Annotated in this window: 16 protein-coding genes and 2 pseudogenes; 8 read left to right on the forward strand and 10 right to left on the reverse strand. The window is 72.3% G+C overall.

What is annotated here, in order from left to right; translation table 11 throughout:
- The first annotated feature begins 41 nt into the window (after positions 1-41).
- Together ACFYOU_RS29205 and ACFYOU_RS29210 are read left to right on the forward strand one after the other, a co-directional pair.
- On the forward strand, positions 42-1,055 hold the full coding sequence (locus ACFYOU_RS29205; RefSeq protein WP_391309737.1) for an MsnO8 family LLM class oxidoreductase: 1,014 nt from the start codon (positions 42-44) through the stop codon (positions 1,053-1,055).
- A 79-nt stretch (positions 1,056-1,134) separates the two neighbouring features.
- Positions 1,135-3,501 carry an ATP-binding cassette domain-containing protein gene (locus ACFYOU_RS29210; RefSeq protein WP_391309739.1) on the forward strand — a complete coding sequence of 789 codons (2,367 nt, stop codon included), beginning with the start codon at positions 1,135-1,137 and terminating at the stop codon, positions 3,499-3,501.
- Between the two features lie 86 nt (positions 3,502-3,587).
- On the opposite strand, the gene ACFYOU_RS29215 is transcribed toward ACFYOU_RS29210, so the two are convergent.
- From ACFYOU_RS29215 to ACFYOU_RS29225, 3 genes are read right to left on the reverse strand one after another with little or no spacing between them, the layout of a single operon-like run.
- Positions 3,588-4,337, reverse strand: coding sequence for a succinate dehydrogenase/fumarate reductase iron-sulfur subunit (locus ACFYOU_RS29215; protein WP_389764536.1), 750 nt, complete (start codon positions 4,335-4,337; stop codon positions 3,588-3,590).
- Positions 4,334-6,295 carry a fumarate reductase/succinate dehydrogenase flavoprotein subunit gene (locus ACFYOU_RS29220; protein ID WP_391309741.1) on the reverse strand — a complete coding sequence of 654 codons (1,962 nt, stop codon included), beginning with the start codon at positions 6,293-6,295 and terminating at the stop codon, positions 4,334-4,336. Before ACFYOU_RS29220 ends, ACFYOU_RS29215 begins: the two co-directional genes overlap by 4 nt.
- Before the next feature lie 2 nt (positions 6,296-6,297).
- Entirely contained in the window at positions 6,298-7,005 is a 708-nt protein-coding gene (locus ACFYOU_RS29225) for a succinate dehydrogenase (RefSeq protein WP_389764532.1), read from the reverse strand.
- A 95-nt stretch (positions 7,006-7,100) separates the two neighbouring features.
- Between ACFYOU_RS29225 and ACFYOU_RS29230 the strand changes: the two genes are divergently transcribed.
- Entirely contained in the window at positions 7,101-8,000 is a 900-nt protein-coding gene (locus tag ACFYOU_RS29230) for a LysR family transcriptional regulator (RefSeq protein ID WP_389764530.1), read from the forward strand.
- 34 nt (positions 8,001-8,034) lie between these two features.
- Here the strand turns inward: ACFYOU_RS29230 and ACFYOU_RS29235 are convergent, their stop codons facing one another.
- The 4 genes from ACFYOU_RS29235 to ACFYOU_RS29250 form a co-directional block, all read right to left on the reverse strand.
- A complete protein-coding gene (locus tag ACFYOU_RS29235; RefSeq protein WP_391309743.1) occupies positions 8,035-8,943 on the reverse strand; it encodes a phosphotransferase in 909 nt (302 codons plus the stop codon).
- A 183-nt stretch (positions 8,944-9,126) separates the two neighbouring features.
- The gene (locus ACFYOU_RS29240) at positions 9,127-11,265 is read right to left on the reverse strand and encodes an EAL domain-containing protein (RefSeq protein ID WP_391309745.1); all 2,139 of its coding nucleotides are present in this window, start codon (positions 11,263-11,265) and stop codon (positions 9,127-9,129) included.
- The gene (locus ACFYOU_RS29245) at positions 11,262-12,074 is read right to left on the reverse strand and encodes an SAM-dependent methyltransferase (RefSeq protein ID WP_389764524.1); all 813 of its coding nucleotides are present in this window, start codon (positions 12,072-12,074) and stop codon (positions 11,262-11,264) included. Before ACFYOU_RS29245 ends, ACFYOU_RS29240 begins: the two co-directional genes overlap by 4 nt.
- A 379-nt stretch (positions 12,075-12,453) precedes the next feature.
- Positions 12,454-13,395 (reverse strand): SCO0930 family lipoprotein, encoded by a 942-nt coding sequence (locus ACFYOU_RS29250; RefSeq protein ID WP_391309746.1) that lies wholly within the window; start codon positions 13,393-13,395, stop codon positions 12,454-12,456.
- Between the two features lie 867 nt (positions 13,396-14,262).
- Here ACFYOU_RS29250 and ACFYOU_RS29255 point away from each other — a divergent pair.
- Positions 14,263-14,391 carry a hypothetical protein gene (locus ACFYOU_RS29255; RefSeq protein ID WP_387010845.1) on the forward strand — a complete coding sequence of 43 codons (129 nt, stop codon included), beginning with the start codon at positions 14,263-14,265 and terminating at the stop codon, positions 14,389-14,391.
- A gap of 19 nt (positions 14,392-14,410) precedes the next feature.
- Entirely contained in the window at positions 14,411-15,175 is a 765-nt protein-coding gene (locus ACFYOU_RS29260; protein ID WP_391309747.1) for a hypothetical protein, read from the forward strand.
- Positions 15,176-15,210: 35 nt separating this feature from the next.
- Here the strand turns inward: ACFYOU_RS29260 and ACFYOU_RS29265 are convergent.
- A pseudogene (locus tag ACFYOU_RS29265) lies at positions 15,211-15,345 on the reverse strand (TetR/AcrR family transcriptional regulator); the annotation flags it as partial.
- Between ACFYOU_RS29265 and ACFYOU_RS29270 the strand changes: the two are divergent.
- Positions 15,328-15,537, forward strand: a pseudogene (locus ACFYOU_RS29270) (serine hydrolase); the annotation flags it as partial. The pseudogenes ACFYOU_RS29265 and ACFYOU_RS29270 sit on opposite strands and share 18 nt — an antisense overlap.
- A gap of 382 nt (positions 15,538-15,919) precedes the next feature.
- Positions 15,920-16,486 carry a hypothetical protein gene (locus ACFYOU_RS29275; RefSeq protein ID WP_389764518.1) on the forward strand — a complete coding sequence of 189 codons (567 nt, stop codon included), beginning with the start codon at positions 15,920-15,922 and terminating at the stop codon, positions 16,484-16,486.
- A gap of 115 nt (positions 16,487-16,601) precedes the next feature.
- On the opposite strand, the gene ACFYOU_RS29280 is transcribed toward ACFYOU_RS29275, so the two are convergent.
- Complete coding sequence (locus ACFYOU_RS29280) at positions 16,602-17,141, reverse strand: hypothetical protein (RefSeq protein ID WP_389764516.1); 540 nt, start codon at positions 17,139-17,141, stop codon at positions 16,602-16,604.
- 336 nt (positions 17,142-17,477) lie between these two features.
- Between ACFYOU_RS29280 and ACFYOU_RS29285 the strand changes: the two genes are divergently transcribed.
- Positions 17,478-18,143, forward strand: coding sequence for a class F sortase (locus ACFYOU_RS29285; RefSeq protein WP_389764514.1), 666 nt, complete (start codon positions 17,478-17,480; stop codon positions 18,141-18,143).
- A gap of 67 nt (positions 18,144-18,210) precedes the next feature.
- Here ACFYOU_RS29285 and ACFYOU_RS29290 read toward each other — a convergent pair whose 3' ends face one another.
- Complete coding sequence (locus ACFYOU_RS29290) at positions 18,211-19,083, reverse strand: polysaccharide deacetylase family protein (protein ID WP_391309750.1); 873 nt, start codon at positions 19,081-19,083, stop codon at positions 18,211-18,213.
- Between the last annotated feature and the right edge of the window lie 92 nt (positions 19,084-19,175).

The raw sequence follows: 19,175 nt of genomic DNA on the forward strand, positions 1-19,175 counted from the left end.
GGCCGCGGGAATCTTCCGACGGCCCCGGTGTTGAAACGGAGGTGAGTTCCCCACTGGAGTCCGTCCGCTTCTCCGTCCTCGACCGCTCGCGCACCCGGGAGGGCCACGACGACCCACAGGCGTTGCGGGACACCGTCGACTTCGCCCGGGAGGCCGAAGCACTCGGGTACCACCGCTTCTGGGTGTCCGAGCACCACTCGGTGCCCGGGGTCGCGGGATCCGCGCCGACCGTGCTCGCCGCCGCGGTCGCCGCCGCGACCCGGTCCATCCGGGTCGGCACCGGAGGGGTCATGCTCCCCAACCACCGGCCGCTCGTCGTCGCGGAACAGTTCGGCGTGCTGGAGTCCCTCTTCCCCGGGCGGATCGACATGGGCCTCGGCCGCTCGGTCGGCTTCACGGACGGTGTCCGCAAGGCCCTGGGGCGGGACAAGGAGGACGCCTCCTCCACGGACTTCGCCGACCAGGTCACGGAGTTGCTCGGCTGGTTCGCGGGCACCTCACCGACCGGTGTCCACGCGCGCCCCGCCGAAGGACTGCGGGTGCCGCCGTTCCTGCTCGCCCTGGGCGAGGGCGCGGACATCGCCGCCGCCGCGGGGCTGCCGCTGGTGATCGGTGACCTCCGCGGTCGGGACAAGATGCTCAGGGGCGTCGAGCGGTACCGGGCGGCGTTCCGCCCCTCCTCCTGGGCCGCCGAACCGTACGTCGTCGTCTCCGGCGCGGTCGCGGTGGCCGCGACGCAGGAGCGGGCGCGCAGACTGCTGCTCCCGGAGGCGTGGGCGATGGCCCGGGCCCGGACGCAGGGCGCCTTCCCGCCGCTGGCCCCCGCCGCGCGGATCGAGGCGCTGGAGATGACGCGGCGCGAGCGCGGCTACTTCGAGGCGGGGCTCACCGGCCAGGTGCACGGCACCGAGGAGCAGGTCGCGTCCGAACTCGAAGCCGTGGTCAAGGAGAGCGGCGCCCAGGAGGTGCTGGTGACGACGAGCACCCACGACCGGGAGGCGATGTACGACTCCTACCGACGACTGGCCCGGGTGGCGGGACTGCGCAGAGCCTAGGATGGTGGGGTTTGCCGCCCCCGGTGACCCGGACGGGCACCGACCCCGGGCGGGTGTCGCCCCCGTACGGAGCACGTCGATGTCCTCGTTCCCTCCCCACGACCCGTACGTCCGGGTGCGCGGCGCCCGTGAGCACAACCTCCGGGGGGTGGACGTCGACGTCCCCCGTGACGCACTGGTCGCGTTCACCGGTGTGTCGGGGTCGGGGAAGTCGTCGCTGGCCTTCGGCACGGTGTTCGCCGAGGCGCAGCGCCGGTACTTCGAGTCGGTCGCGCCGTACGCGCGGCGGCTCATCCACCAGGTCGGGGCGCCGAAGGTGGCGGAGATCACCGGGCTGCCGCCGGCGGTCTCCCTGCAACAGCGGCGCTCCACCCCCACCGCACGCTCCTCGGTGGGCACGGTGACGACCCTGTCGAACTCCCTGCGGATGCTGTTCTCCCGCGCCGGCACGTACCCGCCGGGGGCGCCCCCGCTCGACTCGGACGCCTTCTCCCCCAACACCGCCGCGGGCGCCTGCCCGGCGTGCCACGGCCTGGGGCGGGTCCACCACACCACCCAGGCGCTGCTCGTCCCCGATCCGTCGCTGTCGATCCGGGAGGGGGCCGTCGCCGCCTGGCCCGGCGCCTGGCAGGGCAAGAACCTCCGGGACGTGCTGGACGCCCTCGGGTACGACGTCGACCGACCGTGGCGGGAACTGCCGCCGGCCGACCGGGAGTGGATCCTCTTCACCGACGAGCAGCCCGTCGTGACGGTGCACCCCGTCCGGGAGGCGGACCGCATCCAACGGCCCTACCGGGGCACGTACACGAGCGCCCGGCGCCATGTGCTCAAGACCTTCTCGGACTCGAAGAGCGCGACCCTGCGGGCGCGGGCGGAACGGTTCCTCACCAGTGTTCCCTGTGCGGTGTGCAACGGCAGGCGACTGCGCGCCGAGGCGTTGGCGGTGACCTTCGCGGGGCGGGACATCGCGGAGTTGGCGGCGCTGCCGCTCGCCGAGCTCGCCCGGACCCTGGGCGCGCACGGCGACGACTCGCCCACCGCCCGGGTCCTCACCGACGACCTGCTGTCACGGATCGCCCCGGTGACGGAGCTGGGGCTCGGCTATCTGAGCCTCGACCGGACCGCGCCGGGCCTGTCGGCCGGGGAGCTCCAGCGGCTGCGGTTGGCGACCCAACTGCGCTCGGGCCTGTTCGGTGTGGTCTACGTGCTCGACGAGCCGTCGGCCGGGCTCCATCCGGCGGACACCCGGGCGCTGCTCGGGGTGCTCGACCGGCTGCGGGCCGCGGGCAACTCGGTGTTCGTGGTGGAGCACCACCTCGATGTGGTCCGGCACGCGGACTGGGTCGTGGAGGTCGGGCCGGGCGCCGGTGAACACGGGGGCCGGGTCCTGCACAGCGGGCCGGTGGCCGGCCTCGCGGACGTACCGGAGTCGGCGACGGCGCGCTTCCTGTTCGGCGGGCGGGACCCCGGCCGCCGCGGGGACGGGGCGGGACGCCCGGGGAGCGGGTGGCTGACCGTCGGACCGGTCACCCGGCACAACCTGCGCGGAGCGACGGCGGAGCTGCCGTTGGGCGCGTTCACCGCCGTGACCGGGGTGTCGGGCTCCGGCAAGTCGACGTTCATCGGCGCGATCACCGAGGAGCTCGCGGGCGTGGGCCGGCTGGTGAGCGTGGACCAGCGGCCGATCGGCCGTACCCCGCGCTCCAACCTCGCCACGTACACGGGGCTGTTCGACCCGGTGCGCAAGCTGTTCGCCGCGACCGACACGGCCCGGGAGCGCGGGTACGGGGTGGGCAGGTTCTCGTTCAACGTCGCGGGCGGGCGGTGCGAGACCTGCCAGGGCGAGGGGTTCGTGTCGGTGGAGCTGCTGTTCCTGCCGAGCACCTACGCGCCGTGTCCGGACTGCGGTGGCTCCCGCTACCGGCCGGACACGTTGGAGGTGCGTCACCGGGGCCGCAACATCGCCGAGGTGCTGGACCTCACGGTGGAGTCCGCGGCGGCCTTCTTCGCGGACGCGCCGGCGGTGCGGCGCAGTCTCGGGGCGCTGCTCGACGTGGGGCTCGGCTATCTGCGGCTCGGTCAGCCGGCGACCGAGCTGTCCGGGGGCGAGGCGCAGCGGATCAAGCTGGCCACGGAACTCCAGCGGGGCGGGCGCGGGCACACCCTCTACCTGTTGGACGAGCCGACGACCGGATTGCACCCCGCCGATGTGGAGGTGCTGATGCGTCAGCTGCGGAAACTGGTCGCGGCGGGCCACACGGTGGTCGTGGTGGAGCACGACATGTCCGTGGTCGCGGACGCCGACTGGGTCGTGGACCTGGGGCCCGGCGGCGGCGACGAGGGCGGCCGGGTGGTGGCGGCGGGGCCGCCGGAGACGGTGGCCGGGAGCGCCGACAGCCGGACCGCTCCGTTCCTCGCCCGGGAACTGGGGTGGAGCGCCGGTTGACGGGGCCGGGGATGAGCACCACTCCCGGCCCCGTCCGTTCGCTGGATGGTGGCGAACGGTCCTGGGGGCGCCCGACGGCGGGGCGGCTAGCGCTTGCCGGAGGCGCGGGTGGCGCGCAGCCACTCGCGGTTCATGCGGGTGATGGAGACCAGCGGGATGCCCTTGGGGCAGGCGGTGGCGCACTCTCCGGCGAGGGTGCAGCCGCCGAAGCCCTCGGTGTCCATCTGGGTCACCATGTCGAGGACCCGGCTCTCCCGTTCGGGCGCGCCCTGCGGCAGCACGCCGAGGTGGTTGACCTTCGCGGAGGTGAAGAGCATCGCCGCGCCGTTGGGGCAGGCGGCGACACAGGCCCCGCAGCCGATGCACTCGGCGTGCTCGAAGGCGAAGTCGGCGTCCGGCTTGGGCACGGGGGTGGCGTGGGCCTCGGGCGCCGAACCGGTGGGCACGCTGACGTAACCGCCGGCCTGAATGATCCGGTCGAAGGCGGAACGGTCGACGACGAGGTCCCTGACCACCGGGAAGGCCGCCGCGCGCCAGGGCTCGATGACGATGGTGTCGCCGTCCTCGAAGGAGCGCATGTGCAGTTGGCAGGTGGTGGTGCGCTCCGGGCCGTGGGCGTCGCCGTTGATGACGAGGCTGCACGCGCCACAGATGCCCTCGCGGCAATCGTGGTCGAAGGCGACCGGCTCGTCGCCCTTGAGGATCAGTTCCTCGTTGAGGGTGTCGAGCATCTCCAGGAAGGACATGTCGGGTGAGATGCCGTCCACCTCGTAGGTGGACATGGCTCCGTCGGCCTCGGCGTTCTTCTGGCGCCAGACGCGCAGGGTGAGCCTCATGCGTAGCTCCGCTGGGTGGGGTGGACGTACTCGAAGACCAGGTCTTCTCGGTGCAGGGTGGGTGCGGTGCCGGTGCCGGTGAACTCCCAGGCCGCCGCGTACGCGAAGGACTCGTCGTCGCGGCGCGCCTCGCCGTCGGCGGTTTGGGACTCCTCGCGGAAGTGGCCGCCGCAGGACTCCGCGCGGTGCAGGGCGTCCAGGCACATCAGCTCGGCCAGTTCGAGGTAGTCGACGATGCGGTTCGCCTTCTCCAGCGACTGGTTGAACTCCTCCCCGGTGCCGGGGACCTTGATCCGGCGCCAGAACTCCTCGCGGATCTGCGGGATGCGCTCCAGTGCCTTGTGGAGGCCCGCTTCGCTGCGGGCCATGCCGCAGAACTCCCACATGAGTTCGCCGAGTTCGCGGTGGAAGGAGTCGGGGGTGCGGTCGCCGTCGACGGCGAGCAGGAGGGCGAGCCGGTCCCCGGTCTCCGCCAGGACCTCCTGGACGGCGGGGTGGTCGTCGGTGACGTCCTCGTCGGCGCCGTGCGGGTGGCGGGCCAGGTAGTCGTTGATGGTGGACGGCAGGACGAAGTACCCGTCGGCGAGGCCCTGCATCAGGGCGGAGGCCCCCAGCCGATTGGCCCCGTGGTCGGAGAAGTTCGCCTCGCCGATCGCGAAGAGCCCCGGCACCGTGGTCTGGAGGTCGTAGTCGACCCAGAGTCCGCCCATCGTGTAGTGGACGGCGGGGTAGATCCGCATCGGCGTCTCGTACGGGTTCTCCGCGGTGATCCGCGCGTACATGTCGAAGAGGTTGCCGTACTTCTCCTCGACCTTGTCCCGGCCCATGCGTGCGATCGCGTCGGCGAAGTCGAGGTACACGCCCTGGCCGCCGGGGCCGACGCCGCGGCCCTCGTCGCAGACGTTCTTGGCCGCGCGGGAGGCGATGTCGCGGGGGACGAGGTTCCCGAAGGAGGGGTAGATGCGTTCCAGGTAGTAGTCGCGCTCGTCCTCGGGGATCTCGCCGGCGGGTCGGGTGTCGCCCTGGGCCTTGGGGACCCAGATGCGGCCGTCGTTGCGCAGCGACTCGCTCATCAGGGTGAGCTTGGACTGGTGGTCGCCGGTGCGCGGGATGCAGGTGGGGTGGATCTGGGTGAAGCAGGGGTTCGCGAAGTACGCGCCCCTGCGGTGGGCGCGCCAGATCGCGGTCGCGTTGGAGTTCATCGCGTTGGTCGACAGGTAGAAGACGTTGCCGTAGCCGCCGGAGGCGAGGACCACCGCGTCGCCGAAGTACGTGTCGATCTTCCCGGTGACCAGGTCGCGGGCGACGATGCCCCGGGCGCGCCCGTCGATCACGATGAGGTCGAGCATCTCGGTGCGGGCGTGCAGTTCGATGGTGCCCGCGGCGATCTGCCGGGACATGGCCTGGTAGGCGCCGATGAGGAGTTGCTGGCCCGTCTGTCCGCGGGCGTAGAAGGTGCGGGAGACCTGGACGCCGCCGAAGGAGCGGGTGTCGAGCAGTCCGCCGTACTCGCGGGCGAAGGGCACCCCCTGGGCCACGCACTGGTCGATGATCTCGACGGACACCTGGGCGAGCCGGTGGACGTTGGACTCCCGGGCGCGGAAGTCGCCGCCCTTGACCGTGTCGTAGAAGAGGCGGTGGATCGAGTCACCGTCGTTGCGGTAGTTCTTCGCCGCGTTGATTCCGCCCTGCGCGGCGATCGAGTGGGCCCGGCGCGGGGAGTCCTGGTAGCAGAACTGGACGACGCGGTAGCCCTGTTCGGCGAGCGTGGCGCCCGCCGCGCCGCCCGCGAGGCCGGTGCCGACGACGATCACGGTCTGCTTGCGGCGGTTGGCGGGGTTGACGAGCTTGGCCTCGAAGCGTCGCTTGTCCCAGCGTTCGTTGATGGGGCCGCTCGGGGCCTTGGCGTCGACCAGCGGCTCGCCGGTCGTGTAGGCGTGGTACTCGTGGGGGGCCATGGTCAGCTCACCAATCCGGTCATGACGCCGACGGGCACGGAGACGAAGCCGACCGTCAGCAGCAGAGCGAGCGCGTTCGCGGAGGTCTTGAGGAGGCGGTCCCGGGACCTGCTGCCCACACCGAGGGTCTGGGCGGCGCTCCAGAACCCGTGTCGGACGTGGAGCCCGAGGGCGAGCACGGCCGTGATGTAGACGACGTTGCCGTACCAGGTGGAGAAGGTGTCGACCACGTTCTGGTACGGGCGGCCCTGCTCGAAGCCACCGGGGTGGGCGTGGCCGGTGGTCAGGTCGAGGATGTGCCAGACGAGGAACAGCAGCAGGATGACCCCGCCCCAGCGCATGGTGCGGGTGGCGTAGCTGGTCCGCGGCTTCTTGTGGACGTACCGGGTGGGTCGGGCCTTGATGTCCCGGCGGCTGAGCTGGTACGCGGAGACTCCGTGGGCGACCACGGCGACGACCAGGACGACGCGCACCAGCCACAGCGCCCACTCGTAGTGCAGGATGGGCTCGCCGAGGGTCCGCAGCCAGTGTGCGTACTCGTTGAAGGAACTCGTACCGAAGAAGATCTTCAGGTTGCCGATCATGTGGGCCACGAGGTAGCCGAGCATGATCAGGCCGCTCACGGCCATCACGGTCTTCTTGCCGACGGTGGAGTCCCAGATGGTGCGCGTCATGGACGACCGTCGGTCCGTCCGCGTTGCCAGAGCCATGTCACAGCACGCTACGGGCCCCCTTCTGATCGGTCCAAGACATGGACTAGCTCATTTCCATAGCTGGGCACTATGGGGCCCTCTACACTGGTCCCATGCAGCTGCAACAGCTCCGCTACTTCGTCACCGTCGCCGAGACCCGGCACTTCACGCGCGCTGCCGAGCTGGTGCACGTCGCACAGCCCTCGCTCTCCCAACAGGTACGGGCCCTGGAGCGGGAGCTCGGGGCCGACCTGTTCCTGCGGGCCCGCGGCAACATCACCCTCACCGACGCCGGCGAGGCACTGCTCCCGCTGGCCCGGCGGATCCTCGCGGACGTCGACACCGCCCGTCTCGAAGTGCAGGAACTCGCCCAGCTCCGGCGGGGCAGGGTCCGGCTCGGCGCCACGCCCAGCCTGTGCACCGGACTGCTGCCCGAGGTGCTGCGCACCTTCCGCGACCGCTATCCCGGCATCCAGCTGGTGATCGAGGAGGGCGGCTCGCACGACCTGGTCCGCGAGCTGGCCCGGGGCGCGCTGGACCTGGCGCTGGTGGTGCTCCCCCTGCCGTCCCCGTCGCCCGCGCTGACCACCGTCGAGGTGCTGCGGGAGGAGCTGGTGGTGGTCTCCCCGCCGGACGCCCCGGCGCCCGGCCGCGGCGGCGAGGTCCGCGTGGCGGACCTCGCGGGCGAGCCCCTGGTGATGTTCCGGCACGGTTACGACCTGCGGGAACTGACGGTCGCCGCGTGCCGCGCCGAGGGCTTCGAACCCGACTTCGCGGTCGAGGGCGGGGAACTGGACGCGGTCCTCGGTTTCGTCCGCGCGGGCCTCGGGGTCGCCGTGGTGCCCCGGATGGTGGCGACCCGCCCCGGCCTGGACCTCCGGGTCACCCCGCTGTCCCGCCCCGGACTGCACCGGACCATCGCGCTCGCCCACCGCAGCGACGTGGCGCCGCCGCGCGCGGCCCGGGAGCTCCAGCGGTTGCTGTTGGGCCGGGAGACCGCCGTACGCGTCTGAGCGGCCCGCCCCCGCGCAGGACTCCGTGCCCGGGTCAACCAGCGTGGTCGTGGTCGGCGAGGACCTCGTCGACCACGCGGTGGTGCCCTGCCGTCTCTTCCGGGTCGCCGCCGGGTCGGGCCAGCGAGATCAGCGCCTTCCACAGGGCCCAGCCACGGGCCCGCGCCCACGTCGCGTCGTCCTGGTCGACGGCGCCGCGGAACGCCGCACGGCTGGCGCCGGAGAACTCCGTCCAGGCGATCACCAGGTCACAGGCCGGGTCGCCCACCCCGCACGTGCCGAAGTCGATGACGGCGGCCAGCTCGCCGTCGCAGACCAGGAGGTTGTTCGCGGCGAAGTCGCCGTGGAACCACACCGGCGCCCCCTGCCAGGGCGCGTTCAGCGCCGCGTCCCAGACGGCCGCCGCGCGACGGGTGTCGACACGGCCGTGCAGGGCCGTCAGGGCGCGCCGGGTCTCGCCGTCGTAGTGGGCCGGCGGACCGCCCCGGTGGAAGCTGTGGGCCCCGGCGGCCGGCCCGCCGGTGGCGTCGACGCGTCGGAGGGCCCGGAGGAAGTCGGCCACCGATCCCGCGAAGCGCGTGAGGTCGTCGATGCGCTCGGGCCGGGCGACCTCACCGTCCAACCAGCCCCGGACCGACCAGGCGTACGGATACCCCTCGGCCGGTTCTCCCTGCGCCACGATCGGCGGTACCGGCAGCGGCAACAGCGGTGCGAGCACCGGTAGCCACCGGGTCTCCTTGGCGATCGCGGCGGCGTACCCCGCGGCCGTGGGCAGACGGACGGTCATCGTCCCGCCGAGCCGGTAGGTCCGGTTGTCCCAGCCGTCGACCTCGACCGGGGTGACGTCGAGTCCGCTCCACCGGGGGAACTGCCCGGCGATCAGCCGTTTGACCAGCGCCGCGTCGATGCTCGCGCGGCCGTCGTGAGGGGAGGGGGAAGCCATCGGGACATGGTGGCCGCGGCCGGTGGGCGGGGGCAACCGAATTGCCACGGGCCGCGCGGGCGGTCCGACCGAGCACCCCGGGCCACCGCTCTCCATCCCCGCCCCGCCCCGCCGGAACGGTCCTGCCGCCCGCTCGCCCAGGAGCCCTTCGCCGAGCGGGTCGGGACGGGCCCGCCGGGACGGTCAGCCGGTGGCGTCGGCGAGGGCCAACTCGTGCAGTCGGTCCGGCGGTCCCGGACGTGCGTAGTACCACCCCTGGGCGGTGTCGCAGCCCAGTTCGCGCAGTTGCTCGGCCTGGGCCCCGGTCTCGACGCCCTCGACGGTCACCGCGAGGTCCAGGCTGTGGGCGAGCGCGACGATGCCCTCCACGATCTTCAGGTCCACGGGGTCGGCGGGGAACTGCTGCATGCCCTGGGTGAAGGAGCGGTCGAGCTTGAGGACGCTGACGGGCAGACGGCGGAGGTTGGCCAGGTTGGAGTAACCGGTGCCGAAGTCGTCCAAGGCGATGTCGACGCCCATCTCGGCCAGTCGCCGCAGGGGCTTGAGGAGGTCGTCGTCGGCACCGATCAATGCCGATTCGGTGACTTCCAGGCAGAGCGCGGCCGGTGCGAGACCCGCGCGTTCCAGGATCTCCACGGTGTCCGAGACCAGCCCCGGATGGGTGAGCTGGCACGGGGAGAGGTTGACGTTGACGCGGAGCGGCCCGCCGGCGTCACCGTGCCGTTCCTGCCACAGGCACGCCTGGCGCACGGATTCCTCCAGCACCCACCGGCCGAGCGGGACGATGAGCCCGGTGCGTTCGGCGAGCGGGATGAACCGGTCCGGGCCGAGGACGCCGTGTTGGGGATGGGACCAGCGCACCAACGCCTCGGCACCGCTGACGCTGCCGTCACCGAGTTGGACGAGGGGCTGGTACTCGATGAAGAACTCGCCGCGTTCCAGGGCGGTGGGCAGTGCCGTGGTCAGACCGTGCCGGGTGATGGCCCGGGCGTCGGCCTCCTCGTCGGCCATCTCGTAACGGTTGCCGCCCGCCGACTTGGCCCGGTACATGGTGATGTCGGCGCTGCGCAGCACCTCGGCGGCGCCGCGCTCCCCGGCCGGGCCCTCCACGATGCCGATGCTGCCGCGCACGGACAGCTCCCGGCCGTCGACCAGGATGGGGGTGGACAGGGCGGCGAGGATGCGTCCGGCGAGTTCGTCCACCTCGGCCTGGGTGCCGGTCCCGGTGGTGAGCGCCACGAACTCGTCACCGCCGAGCCGGGCGACCATCTCGCCGGGAGCGGTGGCGCACCCCTGGAGCCGGTCGGCGACCTCCACGAGGAGGCGGTCGCCCGCCGCGTGCCCGAGGCTGTCGTTGATGATCTTGAAGCCGTCGAGGTCGAGGTAGCAGAGCCCGAAGCGCTGGCCCTCGCCCGCGGAGAGCGCCTTCTCCAACCGTTCGAAGAACAGCGTGCGGTTGGGCAGGCCGGTCAGGGCGTCGTGGGTGGCCTCGTAGCGCAACCGCAGGTTGAGCAGGCGGCGTTCGGTGGTGTCCTCCATCAAGGCGAGCTGGTACTGCGGCTCCCCGTCGGCGCCCCGCAGCAGGGAGACGGTGAGGTTGGTCCACAGCGCGGTGCCGTCGGGGCGGTGGAACGCCTTCTCCACCCGGTAGTGCTCCCGCTCACCCCGGATCAGCTCGGAGTACAGCTGCCACACGTGGGGCGGGTCGTCGGGATGGGTCCACTCGACGAGGGGCCGGCCGCGCAGTTGGCGTTCACCGCTGCCGAACATCCGGACCAGGGCGTCGTTGACCTCCAGCACCATGCCGTCGAGGTCGGCGATGCAGATCCCTATCGCCGCGCCCTCGAAGACCGCCCTGAAGCGCGCCTCGCTGGCGTGCAGGGCCTCGGCGACCGTGCTGCGGGCGATGAGCGCGGCCCGGGAGATGGCCTCCTGCTCGGACAGGGTGCGCTCGCGCAGTGCCTGGGCGAACCCGGCCGCCGCGGCGTGCTGGAGCCGCGCTGAACGGGCCTGCAACTCCTCCTGCGGACCGTCGCCGCCGCAGTACAGCACGAGGTACGCCTCGAACACGTCGAGCGTACGGCTCAGCGCCTCCGGGTCGGTGCAGTGCGCGTGGACCAGGCCCGCGCCGATCGCCTTGCCCTCGGCCGCGTCGAAGACGCGGGCGAGGAGGGCGTCCCGCAGCCGCCGGGCGAGCGGCAGCAGTTCCCGTTCGAATTCGATCCGGGTGCGGGAGGTCGCCGTCACCGGGTAGATGGTGCGGCTCCAGATGGTGGCGAACCTACGCGCTCTGTCTTCCGGCCCGTCCGGCTCCGCGCTCACGCTGTGCGTCCCACCCCGACGAATCCGCCGAACAACGACGGATCCGCCTCCTTCGGATCGGTTTCGGGCCGCCAGTACGGCAGCGGCACGAGCCCGGGTTCCCACATGTCGTATCCCTCGAAGAACCGCGCGATCTCTTCGCGCGAGCGCATGATCAGCGGATTGCGTGTGCTCTTGTAGACGTCCACGGTCCCCTCCGCGCGTTCCGCGGCGATCTTCATCCCTTCGTACGAACCGTGAGTGATGATCAGCAGGCTTCCGGGGGCGAGCGCGTCCCGGAGTTGTGCGACCGCGGCGTGCGGGTCATCGGCGTCCTGCACGAAGTGGAGCACGGAGACGAGGAGGAGCGCCACCGGCCGGTCGAGGTCGAGCAGTCTTCCGACCGGTTCGGAGGTGAGGATCTCACGGGGCCGGCGCAGATCCGCACCGACGACGTCGGCGAGCTCGTTGTCGGCCAGCACCGCCTTGCTGTGCGCGACGGCCACGGGGTCGTGGTCGACGTACACCACGCGGGCTGACGGATCAGCGGCCTGGGCGACTTCGTGGACATTGCCGAAGGTGGGAATGCCGGAACCTATGTCGAGGAACTGCGTCACGCCTTCGGCAACGGCGAGTTCGATCGACCGGCGCATGAAAGCCCGATTCGCCTGCGCGACCTTGGGGATGGCGGGAATGAACTCCATGGCCCGTCGGGCGGCTTCCCGGTCCACTTCGAAGTTGTGTGAACCTCCGAGGTAGAAATCATAGATCCGGGACACGCTCGGTACCGTGATGTCAATGCCCTGGGGGGCCCAGGAGGGGCGGTCCATCGCAGTCTCCTACGCGTCGTCCGGACGGTGTTCGAGCTGAGGCTACTGATCGCCCGCCAAGGGAGCGAGTCAAAGCGGAAATTGGCGGTCCGTTCTCGGTCACTGCCACCGGCAAGTGCCGATGGATGGTCGTACGAATACCGCCGGATCGGCCCGGTTGGCAACCGGCGAGGAGGGAACGCACGTCGAACGGACCGGTCCGCTCTTCCCCCGGGTCGTGCGGGAAGAGCGGACCGGCCCGGCCGTGCGCACCCGATGTCGATCTCGCGCGCCTTTCCGTTCGTCAGGGACCGGGTTCCGGCGGTACCCGTGGGGCGCCTTCCGCTCCCGGGACCGTGCGGGACGGCCCACTGCGTCTGCGTCGGCGGAGCCCCGGGTGTTACTGCTTGACGAGCTTGCCGTCCGGCCTGACGGCGAACCAGGTGCCTGCCACACCCTGCCCGTTGGTGTCGCCGGCCTTCTTGTCGCCGGCGAAGGTGTACAGCGGCCAGCAGTCGATGGTCTGCTGTTCGGCACCGTCCGGGCGGTCGAAGGTGACGTAGCGCTTGAGCAGGATGCCCGAGGTGTCGGCCTTCGCGACGGGGGTGACGACCGGCCACTTCTCCAGACAGGCGCCGGTGCAGGCGCTCTTCATGGGCCAGGCCGAGTCCTTGGTGAACCGGTAGACGGTCCGTCCGTTCCCGTCCACGACGATCTCGCCGAGGCGGCGGTCCACCCGGGTCGACAGTCCCGGGCTCTCGGCGGGCCGGGCCTTGGTGCCGTCGGGCGCGGCGGCGAACCAGGTCCCGCCGACCCCCTGCCCCCGGGTGTCGCCCGCCTTCTCGTCCTTGGCGAAGCGGTACACCGGCCAACCGGCGACGGTCAGCTGCTCGGTGCCGTCGGCGCGGGTCACGGTGCCGAGCAGGTTCGCGTCGATGCCGGCCGCGGCACGCGCGCCGTCCGCGGGAACCGGGAGCCAGGCCGTCGCGCAGACGCCGGCACAGGAGGACTTCGAGGGCTTGGCCGTGTCCTTGTCGAAGCGGTACAGGGTGAATCCGGCGCTGTCCGTGAGGAGGTCGCCGAGCTTCGCGTCGCTGCGGACGGCGAGCCGCCCCGCGGGCTTCGTCCTCTCGGCGCCCGCGGGATCCGCTCCGGAGCCGTACCCGTCGCCCGCCCCGTCGGGACTGGCCGATGCGGCACCCGCCCCAGCCCCGGCGGGGGCCGCCGCACCCACGTTCGGCCCGCTCGCCGGTGGCTCGGCACCGCCCTGGCCGCACGCCGTCGTCAGGGCCAGCACGGCCGCGGCCGTCACCGCGAGTGAGGCGGTCCGCCAGGTCTTCATGGCCAACTCCCTATTTTTTACTGGGGTGTTGAGCGGGCCACTGTCACCGCTCGTGACCCCAAGTACGGACCAGGGCCACGACTGCGTTCAACGACTTCGAAAAAAGTTCGCGGAGGGGGCGCCACCGGGTGTGCGGCACCCCGCCCGCACCCGCGAGGACCGCCCCCCATGGCTCGGGCGTTCGTCAACTCGCCACGCCGCACGATCACCCGTTCGGAGCATTTATGTCCACGCGAAGCATGAGGTCGGAACGCTCCCTCCATGCTCAAGGTCGTGTATGGATACCGGCGGACCTGGTCCGCCATGCTGATACGGGCGTTCGCTCCCCTTGCGCTCGCGGGGCTGGCCGCTGCGCCCGCCGTGGCCCTGTCGCCGTCGGGCCCCGTGACCCTCGCCCCGGTGGACGCCTGCGCGTACGCGTCCACCGGGAACGGCGGTGGAGCAGTGGCGGTCGCGGGCAGCGCCCCCTTCTGTTCCCCGCACCCCACCCCGCCCAAGCCGACCCCCAAGCCCACCCCGCCCAAGCCCAGCCCCACACAGAAACCCACTCCCACACCGAAACCCACCCCGACGCCCACACCCACGCCGACACCCACACCCACGCCGACACCCACACCCACGCCGACGCCGACGCCGACGCCGACGCCGACGCCGACCGAAGCGTCCCCGACCCCCTCCGCGAGGCCCACTCCCCCGCGGTCACCGGCCCCGACCCGCCGGGCGCCGGAGCGGCCGGCACCGTCGCCACCGTCGACGACGCCCCGCCCTCAGCCGGTGCCCGTGGCCAAGCCGTCCCCGTCGCCGTCCGCGGTACGGACCTCCCCGAAACCCACGGCCCGACCCAGCGCGCGGCCGTCGCCGAAGAAGGTGACGTACCCCGAGTACCGGCCCACCGTGCGTCGCGCCCCGGCTCGACACGGCCCCTCCCTCGTCTCCATGACCCTGCTCATCACCGCGCCCGCAGTGCTCGCCGTCGCCGCGCTGCGCCCGCGCTGACCTTCAGAAGGATTGATCGATGCCGGAATGGCTTGTTCTCACCCTCGCGATGGTTGCCGCGTGTGGTGTCGTCCTCGCCGTAACGCTTCTCCAGCACCGCAGGATCGGGGTCGATGACGACCCGTCGGAGACCCCTGACGTGATCGAGTACATCACCATGATGATCGGCGTGGTGTACGCCATCGTCCTGGGACTGGCCATCGCGGGCGTCTGGGAGGCCCGCAGCGCGGCGGACGACCACGTCCGCACGGAGGCACGTGCCCTCCATGAGATCGACGAACGCGTACGGGTCTACCCTGCCGACACCCGGGACCGCATCCGCGCCGACGTCAATGCCTATGTCGGCCACGTGGTGGACGTCGAGTGGCAGAAGATGGCGGACACCGGGGCACTGACCGACCGGGGCCAGGAACTGATGGACCGCATCCGCCACGACGTGACCGACTACCAGCCGGCGAACGACTTCGAGGCACAGGCGTACCAACCGCTCGTCGACCAGGTGACGGTGGCCGACCAGGCCCGCAACGGGCGCGGGGCCTCGGCCGAGCCGACGATGCCCGGGGTGGTGTGGTTCGGACTGATCATCGGCGCGCTGGTCACGCTCGGGATGATGTTCGCACTCCAGATCAGGAGGACCGCCCGGGAGTTGCTGCTGGCCGGGCTGTTCTCAGCGCTGATCGCCTTCCTGCTCTTCCTGATCTGGGACTTCGACACGCCCTACAGCCAGGGCGTCGCGGACGGCGCCGAACCGTTCCTGACCCTGTTCCCGGACCTCGGGTCCTGACCGCCCGACCCGACCCGATCCGAGCCGGCCGGCGGCTAGCTCGGACGGGTCGCGGTCTCGATCTGGGCGAGTTGGGCGGTGAGGATCTCCTCGAACGCGGCGCGGCGGTCCGCGCCGAGGGGGCTCAGGTCCCGGGCGAAGCGGGCCAGCGCCGGGAAGCGTTCGGGGTCGCCGACGTCGCCACCGGGCGCCCCTTCACCGCCGCTGTGGTCCTGCACCAGGTCGAGAGCGGTCGGATCGGTCTCGACGCGCCGATCGGCCGGTACCTTCCGGCACTGGCTCCCCGAGGCCGCGGTGATCTGATCACGGTGCGGATGCTGCTCAACCACACCAGTGGTCTCGCCGAGTACCTGCCGTCGGCACCCCGGGCGGTAGGCCGGGGTGCACTCCAACGGCCTCGGCCTGCACCCGATGGAGGGTCCCGGCCAGGGCGTCTTCCGGGGGCCACGGGGGCACGGTCTGGGGCGGGGGAACCCTGGCCACGACCCGAGCCGACGACGCGCTGGCGGCCTTCCACCGGGTGGCCATGTACGGCTGACCGGGCGGCGCCACGCCGTTGTCCTCCCCCGTGCGGGCGACGGAACCGGTGTGGCGGTTCCCCCGCACGGCCCAGCCCCGTACCCCGTTCGCCCGACAGCGATCGCGGGCCGCGGAGGGCGTACCTAGCGTGTCGGGCAACGAGGGACACGACCGACAACGAGCGGAACAGGTCCGCGGCTGCCCCTCGGGACCGGAGGATGCATCATGCGCGCGATACGCCTGGCCTCGGCCACCGCGCTGGCGGGCACCGCACTGATCGCCAGCGCCCTGGCCCTGGCGGCTCCCATCGCGACCGCCGAGGACCGCGGCACGGAGGAGGAGCAGGGCTCCGGTCACGACCGGTTCGACGTGAGTGCCGCCCCGACCACCATCGCCGCGGGCGGGCAGGTCACCCTGCGTTCGGCCGGTTGCTCCGGGGAGACCCGGGTGACCTCGGGCGTCTTCGACACGGTGCGGCTGCGCTCGGGCGACCGTTCGCGCTCGGTCACCGTCGACTGGGACGCGCGGGCGGGCGCCGAGTACGCGGTGACGTTCTCCTGCGAGGAGGGCGCGAGTCGCACCCTGCACCTCACCGTCGCGGGCAGCCGCTCGGAGGGCGACCACCACAGCGGGACGGACCTTGAGGAACGGCGCGGGGTACGGGCCGGCATCGGCGGGACCGTCGCCGGATTCGACCTGGGGGAGATCGGCCTCGGTGCCGCTCTGATCGGCGGTGCGATCGGCTCGGCCTGGTACGTGACCCGGCGGAGGACCGACGAGAACGCCTCCTGAGGCCACCGTGACGACGTCCCGCCGATTCCCCGACGGCCACCTCGGACAGCCCTCTTCCCCGGACTCGACCGGTCCGGGGAAGAGGGCTGTCCCGTGCGTTCCGAGGGGCGGGCGGTCAGGCCCGGTTCTCCGCGCGGCGGCGCATCCAGAAGAGTCCGCCGCCGATGGCCGCCGCCGCGACGAGGCCGCCGCCGATCGCCATGTCGGTGCGGGTGGCGCCGCTCTCGCTGCTGCCGCCGAGGCCGCCGCGCACCCCGCCGATGACGGTGAAGGCGTGGTGCCGGGTGTGCCGCCGACCGTCGCACTCGGCCGTGATCTCGTGGGAGCCCGCCGAGGCGAAGCGGTGGACGGTGACGGTGGCGGTGGCGGTGCCCCGTCCGTCCCGGTCGTCGCGGCCGAGGCCGGTCAACCGGGTGCGTTCGAAGGCGGGTGACTCGACGGAGCCGTTGCCGCAGGCGCGTCCGTCGACCGTGACCGTGAGGCGTCCGCCCGCCGAGATCACGCTCGGGTGGGCGGTGATGTTACCGATCTGCTCGTTGTTGCCGTTGTTGTTGCCGTTGTTGTTCTGGTCGTTCCCGGCGGTCGCGGTGGGGGCGGTGGCCCCGACGGCGGCCACCAAGGCGGCCGAGACCACCAGGGCTCGGAGACTACGCATGGACATCCTCCGCGGCAGGCGCCCCGGGGTACGGTCCCCGGTCGGTCGGCGAGAGCGCCTCCGTACCCGACCCTCAGGGGGCGGGCGCGGGCGCGCATGTCGACGCTCGCCCGTCCCGGTGAGCGCACGCCCCCGGCCACCCCGTGCGCTGCGCCATCACCGCAGGTCACGGACCGTCAGAAATTTCCGCACGGGGCCGACCCGGATGGCGCACGGCGGCTCGACGGCACCACCCGTTCGCACCTGCCGCGTCGCCGCCCGCGCGCACCGCGCTTAGCTTGCTCGTACGCACCGACGACACGGCCGGCCGGGGGTCGCGTCGAGAGGGGATGGACCATGTCAGCGTCCCAGCCGTTCGAGGCCGAGCGGCCGAAGAAGCGCGCGCCCTGGGGGGTGATAGCGCTCGTGCTGTTGACCGGTCTCGCCCTGATACGGAACGGGTCGGGCGAGTTCGACACGGGCCCCCCGCAGCCGGCCTCCGTGGCGGCCACGGACCGCCGCGGACCGGCCCCCGCCCCGGTGGACGGCGAGGAGTTGGAGGCGCTGCCCTTCGCCCGCGCGGAGCGGGTGACCATCCCGGCGATCCGGGTGGACGCGCCGATGATGCCGGTGGCGCTGGACTCGCAGGGATGGGTGGACGCGCCGCCGCCGGAGGACCCCAACCTGGCGGGCTGGTTCTCGGGCGCGGTGTCCCCCGGCGAGAAGGGCACGGCGGTCGTGGTCGGCCATGTGGACAACACCCGGGGGCCTGCCGTCTTCTACGGGCTCGGAGCGCTCGACAAGGGGAACAAGGTGGAGATCCACCGGGCCGACGGCAAGACCGCGGTGTTCGAGATCTACGGCATCGAGGTCTTCCAGAAGGAGAACTTCCCCGGCGACGAGGTGTACGGGGACACCGGGTACCCCGAGGTCCGGGTGATCACCTGCGGTGGCGGCTTCTCGCAGCAGGGCGGCTACGACGGGAACGTGGTGGTGTTCGCCCGCATGATCGACGTCCGCTGAGCGGGTCGGCCCGGACGGACGGGGGCGGGAACTCCGGCCCGCTCCCGCCCCCGTCCGTCCGCGCGCCTCACACCACCGTGCGGTCCGGCAGTACCATCTCGTACCCCTCGGCGAGGAGTTCGGGGAGCCAGATGCGCAGGGCCCGAACCGTCTGGGACCGGTCGCCGCCGGCGTCGTGGGAGAGGACCACCGCCCCGGGACCCGCACCCTGGCGGACCGACCGGGTGATGGCGGCGGTTCCGGGCGTGTCCCAGTCGAGGGTGTCGATGTTCCAGGCGAGGGGTTCCATCCCGAGTTCGGCACCGATCTGGAACACCGAGCGGTTCCAGGCGCCGTACGGTGCGCGGAACCACTCGGGGGCCGTTCCGACGGTGTGCTCGACGATCTCGCTGGTGCGCAGCATCTCGGAGCGGATCGCGCTCCGGGAGAGCGAGGGCAACAGGGGGTGGCTCCAGGTGTGGTTGCCGACCAGGTGCCCTTCGTCGACCATGCGTCGGGTCAGGCCCTTGTTCCAGAGGACCTGTTCGCCGCAGACGAAGAAGACGGCGGGCACGCGGTGTTCGCGCAGCACCCGCAGGATGTCGGGGGTGTAGGCGGGGTCCGGCCCGTCGTCGAAGGTGAGGACCATGGTGCGGCGCCCACCGCTGTCGATCCGCAGGATCGGGGCGCGACGCACAGCGGGTTTGACGACGACCCGGGTCCGGGCCGGGGGTCCGTAGCCGGTGAGGGGCTGGAGCCGGTAGGCCGAGGGCTTCAAGGGGGCGATGGCCGGGGCTCCGGGGGCCGGGGCTCCCGGAGCGGTCGCGGCGGCGCCGGTGGCGGCCCGGCCGGGTGTGCGCGCCGGGTCGGTCGCGAAGCAACCCGCGCTGGCAGCCACGCCGAGGGCCGCGGCACCGCGGAGCAGTGCCCGACGCATGGGTGTCGTCCGATCGTCTTTCATGACTAATCCGTCGCACGGCTCACCCGTCGGACGGCTCACCGTTTCCGGAGCGCCGTCCGAATGCACCCGATGGGAGCAAGGGCCGTCCGGCC

It is taken from the genome of Streptomyces sp. NPDC005955 (genome assembly GCF_042871255.1).
Lineage (GTDB): Bacteria > Actinomycetota > Actinomycetes > Streptomycetales > Streptomycetaceae > Streptomyces.

Excerpts from the sequence above, each read along its gene's own strand:
- ACFYOU_RS29260 (WP_391309747.1), top strand. The coding sequence starts at position 14,411 with ATGCCGGAATGGCTTGTTCTCACCCTCGCGATGGTTGCCGCGTGTGGT.
- ACFYOU_RS29290 (WP_391309750.1), bottom strand. The coding sequence starts at position 19,083 with ATGAAAGACGATCGGACGACACCCATGCGTCGGGCACTGCTCCGCGGT.
- ACFYOU_RS29215 (WP_389764536.1), bottom strand. The coding sequence starts at position 4,337 with ATGAGGCTCACCCTGCGCGTCTGGCGCCAGAAGAACGCCGAGGCCGAC.
- ACFYOU_RS29220 (WP_391309741.1), bottom strand. The coding sequence starts at position 6,295 with ATGGCCCCCCACGAGTACCACGCCTACACGACCGGCGAGCCGCTGGTC.
- ACFYOU_RS29275 (WP_389764518.1), top strand. The coding sequence starts at position 15,920 with ATGCGCGCGATACGCCTGGCCTCGGCCACCGCGCTGGCGGGCACCGCA.
- ACFYOU_RS29225 (WP_389764532.1), bottom strand. The coding sequence starts at position 7,005 with ATGGCTCTGGCAACGCGGACGGACCGACGGTCGTCCATGACGCGCACC.
- ACFYOU_RS29210 (WP_391309739.1), top strand. The coding sequence starts at position 1,135 with ATGTCCTCGTTCCCTCCCCACGACCCGTACGTCCGGGTGCGCGGCGCC.
- ACFYOU_RS29235 (WP_391309743.1), bottom strand. The coding sequence starts at position 8,943 with ATGGCTTCCCCCTCCCCTCACGACGGCCGCGCGAGCATCGACGCGGCG.
- ACFYOU_RS29280 (WP_389764516.1), bottom strand. The coding sequence starts at position 17,141 with ATGCGTAGTCTCCGAGCCCTGGTGGTCTCGGCCGCCTTGGTGGCCGCC.
- ACFYOU_RS29230 (WP_389764530.1), top strand. The coding sequence starts at position 7,101 with ATGCAGCTGCAACAGCTCCGCTACTTCGTCACCGTCGCCGAGACCCGG.
- ACFYOU_RS29250 (WP_391309746.1), bottom strand. The coding sequence starts at position 13,395 with ATGAAGACCTGGCGGACCGCCTCACTCGCGGTGACGGCCGCGGCCGTG.
- ACFYOU_RS29285 (WP_389764514.1), top strand. The coding sequence starts at position 17,478 with ATGTCAGCGTCCCAGCCGTTCGAGGCCGAGCGGCCGAAGAAGCGCGCG.
- ACFYOU_RS29245 (WP_389764524.1), bottom strand. The coding sequence starts at position 12,074 with ATGGACCGCCCCTCCTGGGCCCCCCAGGGCATTGACATCACGGTACCG.